At 62.3% G+C, this 15,731-nt stretch carries 14 protein-coding genes and 2 pseudogenes; 9 read left to right on the forward strand and 7 right to left on the reverse strand.

Annotated features, from left to right (window positions below):
* Window positions 1-140 precede the first annotated feature (140 nt).
* From O1Q03_RS08060 to O1Q03_RS08070, 3 genes and pseudogenes are all read left to right on the forward strand, one after another.
* Window positions 141-1,460 carry an MFS transporter gene (locus O1Q03_RS08060; protein ID WP_269502670.1) on the forward strand — a complete coding sequence of 440 codons (1,320 nt, stop codon included), beginning with the start codon at window positions 141-143 and terminating at the stop codon, window positions 1,458-1,460.
* Between the two features lie 24 nt (window positions 1,461-1,484).
* Window positions 1,485-2,237, forward strand: a complete 753-nt coding sequence (locus O1Q03_RS08065; RefSeq protein WP_269502671.1) for a maleate cis-trans isomerase family protein — start codon at window positions 1,485-1,487, stop codon at window positions 2,235-2,237.
* A 285-nt stretch (window positions 2,238-2,522) separates the two neighbouring features.
* A pseudogene (locus O1Q03_RS08070) lies at window positions 2,523-2,873 on the forward strand (porin); the annotation flags it as partial.
* Here the strand turns inward: O1Q03_RS08070 and O1Q03_RS08075 are convergent.
* A pseudogene (locus O1Q03_RS08075) lies at window positions 2,873-3,085 on the reverse strand (IS630 family transposase); the annotation flags it as partial. The pseudogenes O1Q03_RS08070 and O1Q03_RS08075 sit on opposite strands and share 1 nt — an antisense overlap.
* Window positions 3,082-4,131, reverse strand: a complete 1,050-nt coding sequence (locus O1Q03_RS08080) for a GlxA family transcriptional regulator (protein WP_269502673.1) — start codon at window positions 4,129-4,131, stop codon at window positions 3,082-3,084. The pseudogene O1Q03_RS08075 and the gene O1Q03_RS08080, both read right to left, overlap by 4 nt.
* Window positions 4,132-4,466: 335 nt before the next feature.
* On the opposite strand from O1Q03_RS08080, the gene O1Q03_RS08085 reads away from it, so the two are divergent.
* From O1Q03_RS08085 to O1Q03_RS08105, 5 genes are all read left to right on the forward strand, one after another.
* A complete protein-coding gene (locus O1Q03_RS08085) occupies window positions 4,467-6,113 on the forward strand; it encodes a GMC family oxidoreductase (RefSeq protein ID WP_269502674.1) in 1,647 nt (548 codons plus the stop codon).
* A 50-nt stretch (window positions 6,114-6,163) separates the two neighbouring features.
* Window positions 6,164-7,051, forward strand: a complete 888-nt coding sequence (locus tag O1Q03_RS08090) for a sugar phosphate isomerase/epimerase family protein (RefSeq protein WP_269502675.1) — start codon at window positions 6,164-6,166, stop codon at window positions 7,049-7,051.
* Between the two features lie 260 nt (window positions 7,052-7,311).
* On the forward strand, window positions 7,312-8,142 hold the full coding sequence (locus tag O1Q03_RS08095) for an alpha/beta fold hydrolase (protein ID WP_269502676.1): 831 nt from the start codon (window positions 7,312-7,314) through the stop codon (window positions 8,140-8,142).
* A 50-nt stretch (window positions 8,143-8,192) separates the two neighbouring features.
* The gene (locus tag O1Q03_RS08100) at window positions 8,193-8,837 is read left to right on the forward strand and encodes an FMN-dependent NADH-azoreductase (RefSeq protein WP_269502677.1); all 645 of its coding nucleotides are present in this window, start codon (window positions 8,193-8,195) and stop codon (window positions 8,835-8,837) included.
* Between the two features lie 12 nt (window positions 8,838-8,849).
* Entirely contained in the window at window positions 8,850-9,158 is a 309-nt protein-coding gene (locus O1Q03_RS08105) for a YciI family protein (RefSeq protein ID WP_269502679.1), read from the forward strand.
* 68 nt (window positions 9,159-9,226) lie between these two features.
* Here O1Q03_RS08105 and O1Q03_RS08110 read toward each other — a convergent pair whose 3' ends face one another.
* From O1Q03_RS08110 to O1Q03_RS08125, 4 genes are all read right to left on the reverse strand, one after another.
* Window positions 9,227-10,384, reverse strand: coding sequence for an MFS transporter (locus tag O1Q03_RS08110; protein ID WP_269502681.1), 1,158 nt, complete (start codon window positions 10,382-10,384; stop codon window positions 9,227-9,229).
* A 112-nt stretch (window positions 10,385-10,496) separates the two neighbouring features.
* Entirely contained in the window at window positions 10,497-11,480 is a 984-nt protein-coding gene (locus tag O1Q03_RS08115; protein ID WP_269502874.1) for a glycoside hydrolase family 3 N-terminal domain-containing protein, read from the reverse strand.
* A 39-nt stretch (window positions 11,481-11,519) separates the two neighbouring features.
* Window positions 11,520-12,557, reverse strand: a complete 1,038-nt coding sequence (locus O1Q03_RS08120) for a glycoside hydrolase family 3 N-terminal domain-containing protein (RefSeq protein WP_269502682.1) — start codon at window positions 12,555-12,557, stop codon at window positions 11,520-11,522.
* Between the two features lie 77 nt (window positions 12,558-12,634).
* Window positions 12,635-13,045, reverse strand: a complete 411-nt coding sequence (locus O1Q03_RS08125) for a hypothetical protein (RefSeq protein ID WP_269502684.1) — start codon at window positions 13,043-13,045, stop codon at window positions 12,635-12,637.
* On the opposite strand from O1Q03_RS08125, the gene O1Q03_RS08130 reads away from it, so the two are divergent.
* The gene (locus O1Q03_RS08130) at window positions 13,044-14,252 is read left to right on the forward strand and encodes an ABC transporter substrate-binding protein (protein WP_269502685.1); all 1,209 of its coding nucleotides are present in this window, start codon (window positions 13,044-13,046) and stop codon (window positions 14,250-14,252) included. The genes O1Q03_RS08125 and O1Q03_RS08130 overlap by 2 nt on opposite strands.
* Window positions 14,253-14,512: 260 nt before the next feature.
* On the opposite strand, the gene O1Q03_RS08135 is transcribed toward O1Q03_RS08130, so the two are convergent.
* Entirely contained in the window at window positions 14,513-15,643 is a 1,131-nt protein-coding gene (locus O1Q03_RS08135) for a porin (protein WP_269502686.1), read from the reverse strand.
* Window positions 15,644-15,731 lie beyond the last annotated feature (88 nt).

Consider the following 15,731-nt stretch of genomic DNA (forward strand, 5'->3'; position numbering starts at 1 on the left):
TGGCGGGATAGTCAATCACTGGTGTACAGCTCACGACCGCCTACTTAGGATGAACTCACTCGACGCCGGCAGTATGCGATACGCGTGCGCGCCCGGGTACCCGAATCTACACGGTCAACGCGGCCGTAAAGGAACGAAAAGTGAACAGTACTGGAGCAGTGGAGACAGCGCGCTCGGCCGAAGCCGCATCGTTCGATCAAATGCCGCGCCTGCAGCGCCACATGACGCTCGGCGGCTCGTGGGGCGCGTGGCTGTTCGACGCACTCGACGCAACCGTGTTCGGGTTCGTCATTCTCGCGATCTCGCATACGTTTTCGGCATCGCTTGCCGATGTCGTTTCGACTGTCGCCTGGTTCCTCCTCGCGACCGGAATCGGCGGCTTCTTCCTTGGCAACATCTCCGACAAGATCGGACGCAAGCGCACGCTGCTGATCTCGGTTCTCACTTACGGAACGGGCACGCTGCTGTGCGGATTTGCACACAGCATCGCGGAACTCAATGTCTACCGGTTCGCCGTCGGCATTGGCGTGGGTGGACTGTGGTCGGCAGCCGTTGCCCTCGTCAGCGAAATCTGGCCGCCGTCGGGCCGCGCGAAGGCCATCGCCGTGATGCAGACGGGCTGGTCCGGCGGCGGCTTGCTGGCCGCAATCTTTGCGTGGACGCTGCTCGATGCGTCGAACCCCGATTCGTGGCGCAGGCTCTTCATCATGTCTGCCGTACCGGCATACTGCATCGCCGTCTTCATTCTCGTGTTCGTGAAGGAATCGCCCGTTTGGCTCGCGAACCGCGAGTTCCTGAAGAACAACGCGAGCAAAGGCAACCTGCTGCAGATTTTCCGGCCCGAATACCGTCGCACGACGCTGCTCGCGCTGACGATCTCGGTGCTCGGCATGTATGGGTATTGGATCATCACCACGTTCACGCCGACCTATCTGCAAAGCATTCTGCATGTGCGCATCGATCAGGCGCCAGTCTTTCTGGTATGGACGGGCATCGGCGCGACATTTGGCTATCTCGCGTACGGTTCGCTGGCAGAGCGCTTCGGCCGGCGTGCGGCGTTCGCTGGGTTCTTTATCGGCATCGCGTTTGCCGTACCCGCGTTTGCATATGGCGCGACGATGATTCCGCTGACCAACGGCAAGTTCGATTTCAATGCGCAGAACGTCGTCATGATCGGTGCGCTGTCGGCACTGCTCGGGTTCTTCACCGGTTATTTCAGCGGCTTCGGCGCGTGGTATGCGGAGCTCTTCCCGACCAGCATCCGTTCGACGGCAGCGGGCTTCTGCTTCAACTTCGGACGCGTCGGCGCGATTGCCGGCATCAAGCTCGTGCCGGCGCTGATTCCTCTGATCGGATTCACGACGACGTACTGCATCGCCTCCATTGCGTATGTCACCGCCGCGATTCTCGTCTTCACGCTTCGAGAAACGCAGGGCGTTCAACTTACAAGCGGAAACTGATTTTCAACTCTTGCCTTTCAGATTATGAAAACCTACCGAATCGGCCAAATCGTTCCCAGTTCCAATACGACGATGGAAACGGAAATTCCGGCCATGCTGACGTCGCGCTACGAGCTACTCCCCGACGAGCGCTTCACGTTCCATTCTGCCCGGATGCGCATGATGCACGTCACGCCGGAAGAACTGAAGAAAATGGACGTGGATAGCGACCGCTGCGCGCTCGAGCTCAGCGATGCGCGTTGCGACGTACTCGCCTATGCATGCCTCGTCGCAATCATGTGTCAGGGCCCCGGCTATCACCGCGTGTCGGAGTCGCGCCTGAAGCAAACCGTAGAGGGCAACGGCGTATCGACGCCAATCGTCAGCTCGGCGGGCGCGCTGGTCGAAGGAGTGAAGACGATGGGGTTCAAGCGCGTCGCGATCATCACGCCGTACATGAAGCCGCTGACGCAACAGGTCATCGACTACATTCAAAGCGAAGACATCGAGGTGACCGATTCGATCAGTCTGGAAGTCTCGGACAATCTCGCTGTCGGCCGTCTCGACCCGATGAATCTCATCGGCCACGCAGATCGGCTCGATATTAGCAAGGCTGACGCCATCGTACTTTCCGCATGCGTCCAGATGCCTTCGTTGCCGGCAATCCAGGCCGTTGAAGACCGCCTTGGCAAACCCGTTCTGTCTGCCGCGACATCGACGGTCTATCGCATTCTCAAGACGCTGGGACTGAAGGCACAGGTGCCGAACGCGGGGCATTTGCTGTCCGGCCGTTACTGAGTCGAAAATCTTCGCGCCGCGGTGTGATCAAGTGGCGCGACTTCGTCACTCACTGCGCTCGATACACCCGTCGTTACGAATATGCCATCCAGTCTAAGCCGCACGCGACGGGACAGATGATCATTCTCTTGAGCACGCCCGACGTCGAGCTTTCCGACGACGCGCACACGAGACACCCGCACGCCGCGTCCAGGCGAACGATACCGCGCACTTGCAAAGTGTGCCGGTTGCGGTGCAATTTCGAAGTCGGTCTGGCCGCTGCCACTCATAGTGGCACCCGATGCGCGCTCGACCCAATTCTTCGGCAGCCTTCTGACCGCGTGGATCGGCATGAACCAGGCGGCGGGATGGCCGGGAACGAGCACGAACGGACCCGTCGGCGCACTCTATGAGAGCAACGCGCTGGTCTATCATTCGCCGAGCTTTTATGGCGCTACGGTGGAGCTGGAGTATGCACCCGGTGGCGTTCCTGGACACTTCCAGGGTGGAACACGCGAGTCCGTCGTGCTGCGTTACTCGAATTACGGGCTGAACCTGGCAGCCGTCTACTACAACGGCCACGACACGAATCCCTTTCCCGCGACCTTTCCGAATGCGCCGGCCAATCCGGCAACGGGCCTGAACAACAATCGGTTCTATTGTCCCGTTCCGCTGATTCGCGAACAAAGTCTGTGCAGCTTTTCGAGGATGGAATCGGCTGAAGCGGTCCAGGCGAACGGCTTGCAGTTTTCGTTGTAGTGGGAAACGAATTGATCGATACGCTTGATCAGTTGTTTGACCGAGCTGAACGAGCCTCTGCGAATTGCCTTGTCGGTAATCAACGCAAAGAAGCGTTCGACCTGATTCAGGCGTGGCCAGCCTCGCGCTCGCGCGTGATGCTCGAACTGGTGTTCCGCCTGCTTGACCAGCGTCTGTAATCCGCGGGGGTCATGCCGATAAGCTGTCCGAACGCACGCCGAAACGAAGTCTCGTCTCCATAGCCGCATTGCACCGCTACCTGCTTGATGCTGGCCCCCGGTGTTTCCAGCAGCACGCAAGCCATTTCAATTCTGACGCGCGTAATGAACCCCTTTGGCGATTCGCTGGTCAAGCCCTTCAGTCGACGATGCAGGGTTCGTTCACTAAGACCCAGTGCGCCGGCCAACGCTTCCGCAGTCAATCCGGGGCTTGCATGCCGGACGATCTGCTCGGCCTGAAGAAGAAGTGGATCGGTAGCATTGATGTATCCCCGAGGGGCGTATACCAGTTGGGGCAGCGGCATCGCGTCGGCCACAGAAATATCGGCGGCGAGGCGAGCGATGTCCGCCCCCGCTTCCCGTCTGATGACGTGCAACGCCAGATCGACCCAGGACAACGGCCCGCCTGTCGTGACGATGCGATCCTGTTCTTCCACGGCCGTGCCCCACGCCGGGCGCGCTTTTGGGAACCGCTGTCTGAACGCATGGTGCAACCACCAGGTTGTGGTGCACCGCCTGCCGTTCAACAGGCCAGCCTCGCCCAAGACGAAGGTTCCCGCACAGGCCGCGCCCACCAGCGCGCCATCGCGATGACGTGCTCGCAACCACGCGGCCGCCTGCGCGGTCGAGGCGGACACAGGTGGCAGCCCGTCGAGACCGAGAGCCATGCCGGTGACGAGCGCGACATCGCATTGCGTGAGTTCATCGAACGTAGTATCGACCGGAATCAGACGGCCTTGTGGGTCCCGCAACGCCCGCCCATCGGCGCTCGCGATGATGATCTCGAAGCCTGACACGGCCGGTTGCCGGTGGGCGCGATCGCCGGGCGGTGCCCGTAATGCTTGGGCGGTCATCCAGAAGAGATCAGCAAGGCCTGTGATCGGGGACAGCAGGCTCCCTTCGACTGCAACGATTCCTATACGCACGGGATACTCCATCAATTCGGCCTGGGTGGCGAATTTTGCATGAACAGCACCCTATCTGCCAATCGAGACATGCCGACCGAAGCCTCTTCGTACGCGACGGCCGGCGTCCGGTCCTCGACGAGTCCATTCATTGCGCCACTTTGCGTCATCAAACAGGCCGGAGCGAAATTGTCAGAACAGATTCGGCCCCGGAAGATATTTGCTGGCGTCTGAAGGCGGTGGGCGGCTCGATGGATTGAAGCGCAGCCGATTCGGCACGGACCGAATGGATGCTCGCTCCGGCACAGCGCGCGCGCCGCATCGCATTACCGAGTACAAGGAAAATGACTGATCGAGACACTAAGTCAGTGGACTACATCGTTGTCGGCGGGGGATCGACCGGTTGCGTGGTCGCCGCGCGCCTCAGCGAAGACGAAGGCGCAAGCGTCGCGTTGCTCGAGGAAGGGCCATGGGACCGCAGCCCATATATCCATATCCCCGGCGCCTACTACAAGACTGCACAAGGTCCGCTCCTCAAGCGCATCCCGTGGCATCCGACCGAGGGCCAAGCGCGTACCGAAATGCCGACGATGGTGCAGGCCAGCGTCCTTGGCGGCGGAAGCTCCGTGAACGCGATGATCTACATACGTGGCGTTCCATCGGACTACGACCAATGGCGAGATTCCGGTGCGACCGGGTGGGGCTTCGATGACGTCCTGCCCTACTTCAAGCGCTCGGAAGACAACGAGCGGTTCTGCAACGACGTCCACGGCATCGGCGGCCCGTTGCGCGTGTCCGACATCCCGCATATTCATCCATTGACCAAGGCATGGCTCAAGGCCTGTCAGCAATCCGGCCTGCCGTACAACGAAGATTTCAATAGCGGGCAGCCGGCCGGCTGCGGTCTTTATCAAATTACCGCCCGCGATGGCCGTCGCAGCAGCGCTGCCGTTGCATACATTCATCCGGCATTGAATCGACCCAACCTGACCGTCTGTACCGGCGTGCGTGTCACGAGAATACTCATCAAAAACGGCCGTGCCGTTGGTGTCGAATTCCTGCGGAACGGACAAATCGAGCAGATGCGAGCAAATCGCGAAGTCATCGTTTCGGCGGGCGCGCTCAGTACCCCGAAGCTGCTGATGCTGTCCGGAATCGGGCCATCCGCCGGGTTGCAAAGGCACGGAATTGCCGTCGAGCAGGACCTCCCGGGCGTGGGCAGGAATCTGCAGGACCACATCGAAATTTCGCTCGTCTACCAGTTGAACGGACCGTACAGCTATGACAAATACAAGAAGCCGCACTGGAAAGCGCTTGCCGGCCTGAACTATCTGTTGTTCAGAAGCGGGCCGGCCGTGTCCAACTTGATCGAGGGCGGCGCGTTCTGGTGGGGCGACAAGGAAGCATCAACGCCTGACATTCAATATTTTCTCGTGGTCGGCGCCGGGATCGAGGAAGGCGTCGACAGCGTGCCGGGCGGCAACGGCTGCACCATCAATCTCGGACAGATTCGTCCTCGCTCACGCGGCTTCGTCGAGCTGTCAAGCCCCGATCCGATGGATGTTCCTCGAGTCTTCCCCGAGTACTTCAGCGATCCGTACGACCTCGAAGCGGTGGTCGACGGTTGCGAAAAGGCGATCGACATCATGGGACAGTCCGCTATCAGAAAGTACATCGCACAACGAATCGTACCGGGTAGACAGGCAGCAAGTCGCGACGAATTGAGGAAATTTGTCCAGCAGGACGCGCATGCAGCGCTTCACCCGTGCGGGACTTGCCGTATGGGCACCGATAGCGATTCAGTCGTTGACCCTTCGCTACGCGTACACGGTATCGATGGACTGAGAGTGGCCGATGCTTCCATCATGCCGAACATCATTTCGGGCAATCTCAACTCCGTCTGCATCATGATCGGCGAAAAAGCAGCTGACCTCATTTTGGGCAAAGCGCCGCTGACGCGCATCAAGCATGCATCCGTACCGATCGATTCCGAGCCGTCTCAAGTAGCGTCGTGATCCTGCGCTTGAGCAGCACAATCGTTCCGTTCCTGACTGGATAATTGAAAATGGCCGCACAAAGCAAAGCGAATGCGTTGATCTTTCATACCACTGTCTCGAGGTTTTCCAACCTGATCACCGACCTCGACACAATCGCCGCAATCGGGTTCGACGGCATCGAGCTGGGTGCGGACAAGCTGGAAGCGTACCTCGCGTCGGGCTACGGCCCCGAGGACCTGAAAGCGCTGCTTGAAGGCATCTATGTGCCCGGAATGGGATTTCTGATCGATATCGAGCGGCAAGGCCAGCAGGCATCGGCGATGTACGCGCGTGCCGATGAGTTGTTCGAATTGGCAACGCTGTCCGGCGCGCAAGGTGTGCAGGTACTGACCGGGCCGGTCGACGTTCAATCGGTCGTCGAATGGACGCAAAACGGGAGGACAGACCGTTATGCCGGCGTACTCGGCCTGCCGCATGCGCGGCAAATCGCGGCCACCGCGAAAAATCTCGCTCGTCTGGCCGACATGGCCGCCGAGCGCGGCCTGGTGCTGTACCTGGAAGCGCTGTCGTGGGCGCCTATCAACGGCATCGACAAATCGATCCAGCTGATTGATGCGGCCGGTCGCGACAACGTGAAAATCGTCATCGACTACTGGCACTGCCACACGTCCGGCGTGACGCCCGACGGCATCGCGAAGCTGGATTCGCGCATCATTTATGGCGTTCATGTGTGTGATTCGCTCCCTTTCCCCGGCGGAATTCCGGACGAACGGGTGCTCCGCGATGTACCGACCGGAGAAGGTGTAATCGACCTGCGGCAATGGACCGATGCAGTCAAGGCAACCGGCTATCGGGGATGGTGGAGTTGCGAGTTGTTCTGCAGAAAGCAGCAGCAACAGAACGCGGCCACCGTTGCCGCGCAGCTCAAGCGCCTGATGGCGCGCCTCGTTGCGTAACCGACCCAGCGTGGCGCCCGTCGCGCCGCTATTCAGCGGGGCGTCGCGGTCCAATCGCGGGCCGCACATCGTCCGGTTTGGTCGGTCACGCCCGTCAGTGCACCGTTCGGCTGTGACGTTCACCGCACGCGCCAGCGCGCTCATCGAGGGTGCCCCGGGTGGCGAATTTTGCATGAACAATGTCCGGTCTGCCCTCTGCAATTGTCGACAAGAGCCGTATAAATTCGGCCCATGTCTGCAATCGTCGGAGCGACGCCGTTATGCCATTCCCGTCCCGTCTGGGCCATCCGCATTACTTTCCGACGCGAAAGGGCCGCTGCCCGGTCAGCTGGTTCGGCCGCGCGCTCGCGGCCGTCGCGTTCACGGTGACGTTCGCAAGCGGTCACACGATCGCGGCCGCAGCGCCGGCGGTACGCAACATCGTGCTCGTCCATGGCGCGTTCGCCGACGGGTCGAGCTGGCAGCCGGTTATCACCAGGCTGCAGCACATGGGTTACCACGTGACGGCCGTGCAGAATCCGCTCACTTCCCTCGACGATGACGTTGCCGCGACCGAGAACGTGCTGCGCCGACAAACCGGAGACGTGCTGCTGGTAGGCCATTCGTGGGCCGGTGCAGTAATTACGCAAGCCGGCGATGCCGCCAACGTGAAGGGCCTTGTGTACCTGTCGGCACTGGTTCCGGACGACGGTGAGTCGGTCGACGACCTGCTGCACGGCCTCGACGCGCCGATGACGGGCCTGTCACCAGACGCCCGAGGACTGGTATGGCTGGACGATGCCCGCCAGTTCCAGCGCGTCATGGCGGGAGATCTTCCTTTTGAACAGGTCGAGGCGCTGACCTCGACTCAACAGCCGATCGCGACCGCCTGTTTCACCGGCAAGGTGCGGCATGCGGCCTGGCATGACAAGCCCCGTTGGTATCTGCGAACGACCGGCGACAACGCGCTCAAGGAAACCGTGCAGCAGGCCATCGCCCAGCGAATCGGGGCAACCGTAACGACCATTCGCTCCAGTCACATGTCGATGCTGTCTCACCCCGACGACGTCGCGAGACTGATCGATCGGGCCGCACGAACGGTTCTGCAATAACGCCCTTCGAATTTCGAAGAAGTTTATCTCTTCACCACTGCGAGACTGAAATGAAAATCCTGCATCTCGATTCCAGCATTCTCGACGACAACTCCATCACGCGAGCGCTGTCCGCTGCCGTCGTAGCCGATTTGCGTGCACGACACCCATCGGCCGAAGTGACCTACCGCGATCTCGTCCGCGACGAAATTGCCCACTTGACCGGACCGATCGCTGCCGGGTTCCGTGACATCGCGACAGACGAATTCGACGACGATGCAATCCGCGAGCATCGGGTTTCAGAAACGCTGGTGACGGAGTTTCTGGCCAGCGACGTCATTGTCGTCGGTGCGCCGATGTACAACTTCTCGGTGCCGAGTCAACTGAAAGCATGGCTGGATCGCGTCGCGCAGGCCGGACGAACCTTCAGATACACCGAGCATGGCCCGGTGGGCCTGGTCACCGACAAATGCGTCGTCGTCGTCTCCGCCCGCGGCGGGTTTTATGCGGAAGGACCGCTGGTTCGCATGGATTTCCAGGAAAACTATCTCGAGCGTTTCTTCGGTTTCCTGGGTGTAGCCGATGTCAGGTTCGTCCGTGCCGAGGGGGCATCGAAAGGCCAGCCGGTGCGGGACGAAGGTATCGCGCGCGCCCGAGCCGCCATCGCCGACGTACTCGCCAGCGTACAGGCGTCCGATGCACAGCCCGTCAAGTAACAGGAGTCCTTCATGCTGTTTGCCATCAAGGTGGATTACATCCGTCCGACGGAAGAGGTTCACGCGCACCTGGAGTCCCACAAGGCGTGGCTCGTCAAGCACGTTCAGGCGGGAAGCATCCTGTTCGCGGGGCCGCTGCAGGAAGAGGCAGCCGGTTTTTTTCTCGCCTACCCGGACCACCGGAGCGATATCGAGAAGATGATCGCCGAAGACCCGTTCGATATTCTCGGCTTGGCGACCTTCGACATCCAATGCTGCGCCCCCGCGCTGTGTGCAAGCGCCTTTCCCGCGCAATGGGCAGGCGGCGCCCGGCCGGTGTGACTTCCGCCGCGCCCGTCGAGCGGCCCTCGCGCAAGCATCCGGAACCGTCGCGAGACAAGGTCGACCGTTCACGCGACTGGCCGAGCACTCGCCGCTCGCGGATGCGTGACGAAGCCGGCGCAACACGGAATCAGGCAAATCAGGCCGGCCAACAGCCAGAACGCGGTCGACAATCCCGCTTTATCAGCGATGAAGCCGATGCCGGCCGGCCCAACGAGATTGCCCGCATAGCCGGTCATCGTGATCGCCACGACGGCGAGCGACGGCGACATCGCGCGTTGGGCCCCGGCCCGGCGAAACATGATCGGCACGACGTTCGACGCACCCAGCCCGATCGACAGAAAGCCTGCCAGTGCAATCGGCGCGTTCGGCGCAACGAGCAGAACGACCATGCCCACCGTGGCGATCGATCCGCCCCAGAACGTCATTGCCCGGTCGCCGACGCGCATGGTGAGCGTGTCGCCACTCAACCGACCGACCATCATCGCGATCGAGAAAAGCATGTAGCCCAGCGCGCCTTGCGTGGCGGGAACCAGCCCTTTGCCGGAAATGAACAACGCGCCCCAACTGAGCAGCACGCCGTCGAGAAGGAATGAAATGGCCACCAGACTCGCCAGCAACAGCACGATGCCGCGCGGCACCGCAAAGAGAGGGCCGCCCCGTCCCCGCGGCGTTTCGATCAGGTTGACCCGTGCAATCAGGATCCCGGCGAACATCGGCGTCGAGCACAACAACATGCTCGCGAGCACGCCGGTATGCGCGGTCAGCAGAAAGGTCGCCAACGCCGAGCCGCCGAATCCGCCCATGCTGTACTGGGCATGAAATCCCGACATCAGCGGCCGCCCTTCCATGCGCTCGACCTCGACCGCGTTGATATTCATCGCGACATCCAGCGAACCGAGCGCCGCACCGAATCCGAACAGCGCGATACCCAACGTGACGGCGTCGTTAGCAATCGCCAGGAGCGGCAGGATCACGGCCAGCCCGACGCCACCGGCGACGACGATCGGCTTGCTGCCGAACCGGGTAGCGAGTGTGCCCGTCAACATCATCGCGATCACGGAACCTGCGCCGATACACAGCAGCAACATGCCGAGTGTCGCGTCGTCGAGGGCCGCCCGCTGTTTGACGAACGGAACGAGCGATGCCCAGCACGCTGCGCCGAATCCGGCCACGAAGAATGCGACGCGCGTCGCGACCCGCGCCGCCGGTCGATGTGAAGTCATGCCGTGACACGCGTGAACAGATGAATCGCGGGCGCCGTCCCGACGTCGACGCCCACGTTCCGGTATCGGCGTGACGACGAGGTGCGATCCAAGCGCACGACCATCCCCGCGTTCATGCAGGCCGTCTCCCGGCGGTGGCGCTTACGCTGTCGAAGGCCGCCTGCAGACGGCTCGCGTCCAGTCGCCCGTCCGCTACCGCGCGTGCGATTGCTTCGGCAACCTCACCGATGCGCGGCACCGCTTTCGGCGACAGCAGCAGCAAGTCCGCGCCGGCCGCCAGCGCGGCGACAGCCACGTCGCCGAGTGCGCGATCGCGCTGAGTCGCCCGGTGATCGAGGTCGCAGGTCATCACCAGTCCGGCAAAACCCAGCTCGGTGCGCAGCGTCGATATCAGTTCGCGCGACAGCGAAGCCGCCACCGCCGGCTGGACTGCCTCGAAGCGGGCCGGCCCCATCATCACCGCGTCGACACCCTCCTCGATCCCCGCCTCGAACGGCGCCCAGAGCGATCTCAATTCGGCGAGCGAGAGCGGCACGGTGGCATCGCTCGTGGCCGGGTGGCCCACCAGTTGCGGATGCCCTGGAAAATGCTTGAGGGTGGTCTGCAGGCCGGCGCGACGCACACCGCGTACGTACGCACGGACCATCCCCGCCGCGAGAACCGGATCGTCGGCCAGCGTCCGGCCGCTCAGCCACAGGTTGTGCCCCGTCACGACATCGGCGGTCGGTGACAGCACCAGATTGATTCCGGTTTGCGCGACACCCGTAGCCATTTCAAAGCAGATATCCTCCAGCTCGCGCGGCGGCATCCGTTGAGCGTCGTTCCGGCTCGGCAACGACGGCGTCAGCCATTGCAGCCGGTGTACGGCGGCGATGTCCGCGTCGGCCGCGAGCAGCATGTGCCCCGCACGCGCCGTCGCCTGTTCGACCGTGGTGTGCCATGCGTCGAGCGTTTCGCGACGCCGGCGCTCCGCACTCATCTGGCCGTACGCATATTCGTCGCCCGTCTCGCCGAACAGCAGACTCTTTCCGCCGTTGTCGAGGAATCGGGCGATGTGGTCGTCGAGTTCGAGTGTCACGAGCACCGGAAACAACACTGCATGCGCCTGGCGCGAAAGTTCGCTCATCGTTTCGCCTCACTCGCCGTCGTGGCGGCCGGTGGCCGGTGCGCGATCCAGTTCCCGTGCGAGCGCACGCACGCGGTTGGCCGCCTGCGCCAGCCGCGACGCGTCGAGGGTGCCACCCGTGACGGCTTCGACGATGGTGCCTGCAATGCGGTCGAGCCCGGCTTCGCTCGACACGAGCAGCAGATCGGCACCGGCATCGAGCGCGGCGACAGCCGTGGCCTCGATGCTTCTGCCGCGCAAGATGCCGGGCGCATCCAGATCGTCGGAAATAATGAGGCCGTGGAACGCGAATTCGTGACGCAACATCGAAAGCGTAGCGCGCGACGTGCTCGACGGATGCTCGACGTCGATCGCAGGCACCAGCGCGGGCCCGGCCATGACCGCCTTGACGCCGCTCGCGATCAAGGCCCGAAAAACGTCGAGTGTCGGCGCGAGATCGGCGAGCCCGCCGCCCACGATTGCCGCTGCGAGCGCCGGATCGAGTTCCGTGACCGGATGTCCGGGAAAATGCTTGGCGGTTGCCGCAACGCCCGCCGATTGCACGCCCTGCACGAACGCGCGGGCAATGCGCAGCACATCGGCGGCAGCGCCGAGATGTCGCCCGTCGAGCCAGGGATTCGCGCCCGCCACGACATCGGCGATCGGCGACAGAAACAGATTGACGCCCAGTTCGCGCGCCGCGGCCGCGGCCGCGGCGGATCGCTCCTCGATCGTGTCGGCGCCGGCGCGCAGTGCTTCTTCGAGCGACGGAAGTGCGGGCACGAGATCATGCAACCGTTGTATCCCGCCGAGTTCCTGATCGACGGCCACCAGCACCGCTGCGCCTGCCCGCCTCCGGGTCGCTTCGACGATGTCCGTGAAGTGCGCGGCGGTCTCTTCCGTTCGGCGCTGCACGCTCATCGCGCGGCCGACGTACTCGTCGCGCGTCTCGCCCAGCAGTACCGACACGCCGCCCCGGTCGAGATATCGGCACACGTCGTCGCTGAGCGTCAGGCCCGCGAATGCCGGCAACAAAACCGCGTAAGCGTCTCGATCGTAATCGTTCACAGCAGGGCTCCCTTGTATGAGGTGCAAATTTCGCGACGACGGCCGCCGAGCCCGCACGAATCCGCGCGATACGGTCGTCAGGGTCGATACGGTCGATGCAGCCGGCGGGTTTCACTTGCAAGACGCTCGGCGGACTGCATGCCGGCATGCTCTCCATAGAAAATTGTCCGGGCAAGTTCGCTGTTCGCCATTTTGCGACGCACAGCGAAGCAGATCGCGCGGCGGTCTGCGCATCGCGTGCGGCGAGATATCCCGACATACCCGTTGCGCCTCCCGGTAGCGTCATCGTGCGTCTCGAAACGGACAATCGCGAAATTGCGCACGTCAATTTGCCTTCCGATACTCGCCGGGCGCTCATGCATAGCCACGCACGAGCGGGAACCGGCGAAGGTCGATGTCATCTGAGGAGAATGGATTGTGAAGGCAAAAACAAGATTGCGGCGTATTTCGGCACGGGCGGTCGCATCGACCGTCGCGAGCTTGTCCATGGTCGGCATGGCCGGCGCACAAACGCAAACGGTCGAGGTCGTCCATCAATGGACCTCCAGCAGCGAAGCCTATGCGCTCCAGGCGCTCAAGGACGCGTTGCAGAAGAAGGGGATCGGATGGAAAGACAGCGCGATCGCCGGCAACGACGGCGCCAATCAACAACAGGCGCTGCAGGCGCGGCTGGCCGCCGGAAGCGCGCCGGCAGCGGCGCAGGCCCAGCCGCAGCTGCTTTTTTCGTATGCCGAACAAAACGAGCTCACGAATCTCGACAGTCTCGCGAAGGCCGGCAACTGGGACAAGCTGATCGCCCCCGAGCTGATTCCTTACGTGAGGTACAAGAACGACTGGTATGGCGTTCCGGTCAACGAGCACCGCGAGAACATGTTCTGGATCAACGCCAAGATCCTGCAGAAGTACGGCGGCAAGGTCCCGACCACCTGGGAAGAATTCAACGCGCTGGCCGAGCGCATGAAGAAGGACGGCATCATCCCGGTCGCGCTCGGCGGCGAGGACTGGCAGGAAGCGGAGATCTTCAGCGATCTCGCCATCGGCATCGGCGGCCCCGCCTTTTACAAGAAGGCGATCATCGATCACGATCCTGCGACGATCCAGGGCCCCACCATGCTCAAGGTATTCGATCAATTGCGCAAGATCATCGGCTTCACGGATCCGAACCGGGCCGGTCGCGACTGGAACGTGGCAACGCAAATGGTCATCGACGGCAAGGCAGCGATGCAGATCCATGCGGACTGGGCAAAGGGCGAGTTCCTTCGCGCGGGCAAGAAGCCGGGCATCGACTTCGTCTGTGCGGCGACGCCGGGAAGCGGTCACGCATTCGTGTGGGTCGTCGACACAATGACGTTCTTCAAACAGAAGAATCCCGCCGCAGCGGCCAACCAGGCGACGCTCGCCAATCTGGCCATGAGCTCCGACGTGCAGGAGAACTTCAATCTGCGCAAAGGTTCGATCCCCGCGCGGCTCGATGTGCCGCAATCGAAATTCGACGACTGCGCCAAGCTGAATTTCGCCGACCGTGCCGCAGCCGCGAAATCCGGCGCAGTCGTCCCGTCGTTCATCGAGAATGCCGCATTGGAACGTGACATTCGCGCGTCATTCGTCGACGTGATCACGCAATTCGTGAACACCCCGTCGATGACTTCCGCCACTGCTGTCAAGAAGCTGGCAACCGCAGCAAAGAACAACTGACGTCGCCGGTGTTGTCCCGCTCCTCCGGAGCGGGACTCGTCTATCCGCTGGATTTCCCTTCAATCGAATGGCCGATGCAGGTGCGCAGCAAACCGCAAGCCGCCGTCATCCGCCTGATCCCCAACCAGCGAATGCGACGGGCCGTCCGACGCCATGCTGCCCCCTGCGTGCGCAGGCGTCCGACCATATCGATGTCTCGGTCGGAATCAACACGCCGTGGAACGGCCCGGTTCATGTGTCCAGAGCAGGTGACAGGCAGCTCAGAACTTGTGGCGCAGGCCGACGATCGCGACGATCTGGGAATTCGCGCCCGAATTGACGTCGTAAGAGCCGATCACCGCTTGAGCGCTGCCCTGGCCGTTGTCGCCGCTCGCGTGCTGATAGCCGGCCGTCGCATAGATGTCGGTCCGTTTGCTCAGCAGATAATCGACGCCGAGATTGACCTGGTGATAGGTCGCCGACGAGTGGCCGCCCGAACGCGTGTAGTTGTAGCCCCCGATCACCTGGAATGTCGGTGTCGTCATCCAGCTCGCGAATACGGAACCGTTCTGGAAGTGCTGCGAACCCGCGAACGTCGACGCGCCGTCCGACGTATATCGCGTGTACGAGTACGCCGCACCGGCCGTGAGCGGCCCGACGACGTACTGTGCACCGATCCGCCCGATATCGATGCCGCGGGCAGTCGCGTACGCGGAATTGACGGCGCTGTTGAAGAAACTGTCTGCGCTCGACGTTCCGCGTGCCGACGTCCTGGCATTGCCGTTGTCCACATGGAGGAACCCGCCCGCCACGCTGAGCGCGCCGCCGCTGTAGGCCGCCGCGGCCGACCAGCTTTGCCCCGAGCCTGTCGATCCCGCCACACCGCCGAACGCATACATGGTCTCGACCGTGACACCGCCCCACGACGGGCTCGTCCACTTGACCGCACTATTGAAGCGCGCACTGTCGTCGTAATTGTCGATATCGCCCGGCGTCGCGAACAGGCCGCTGTATGAATCGGCGGTGATCGGCTGAACCAGATCCGTCACCGGATCGTATTGCCGACCCAACGTAACCGTGCCCAAACGCGTGCTGCCGAGTCCGACGAAGGCTTGCCGCCCGAACATGCGGCCGTCGTTCTGCAACTGGCCCGAGCCGAGATCGAAGCCGTTCTCGAGCTGGAAGCTCGCGGACAAGCCTCCGCCGAGATCCTCGGTGCCCTTGAGCCCCCATTCGTTTCCGGACAGATTTCCGGCCGACATCTTCCATTGCGACGATTGTCCGCCGCTGTTGTGAATGTACGCGATGCCGGTATCGACGATGCCGTAAAGCGTGACCGAGCTTTGCGCGTGCGCGCCGGCCGCATAGGCGGTAATCGACAGAGAGATTGCCGAGATGACTTTTCTTTTCATTTCACGTGTCCGTCCACGAAGTACACATCGATCAAAGCGGTGTTGATGCGTCTTCCGCATACCGCTCCGTTTCTATCCCATCGTCAGG

Origin of the sequence: Burkholderia sp. IMCC1007 (assembly GCF_027257875.1) — a bacterium.
Classification (GTDB): Bacteria; Pseudomonadota; Gammaproteobacteria; order Burkholderiales; family Burkholderiaceae; genus Burkholderia.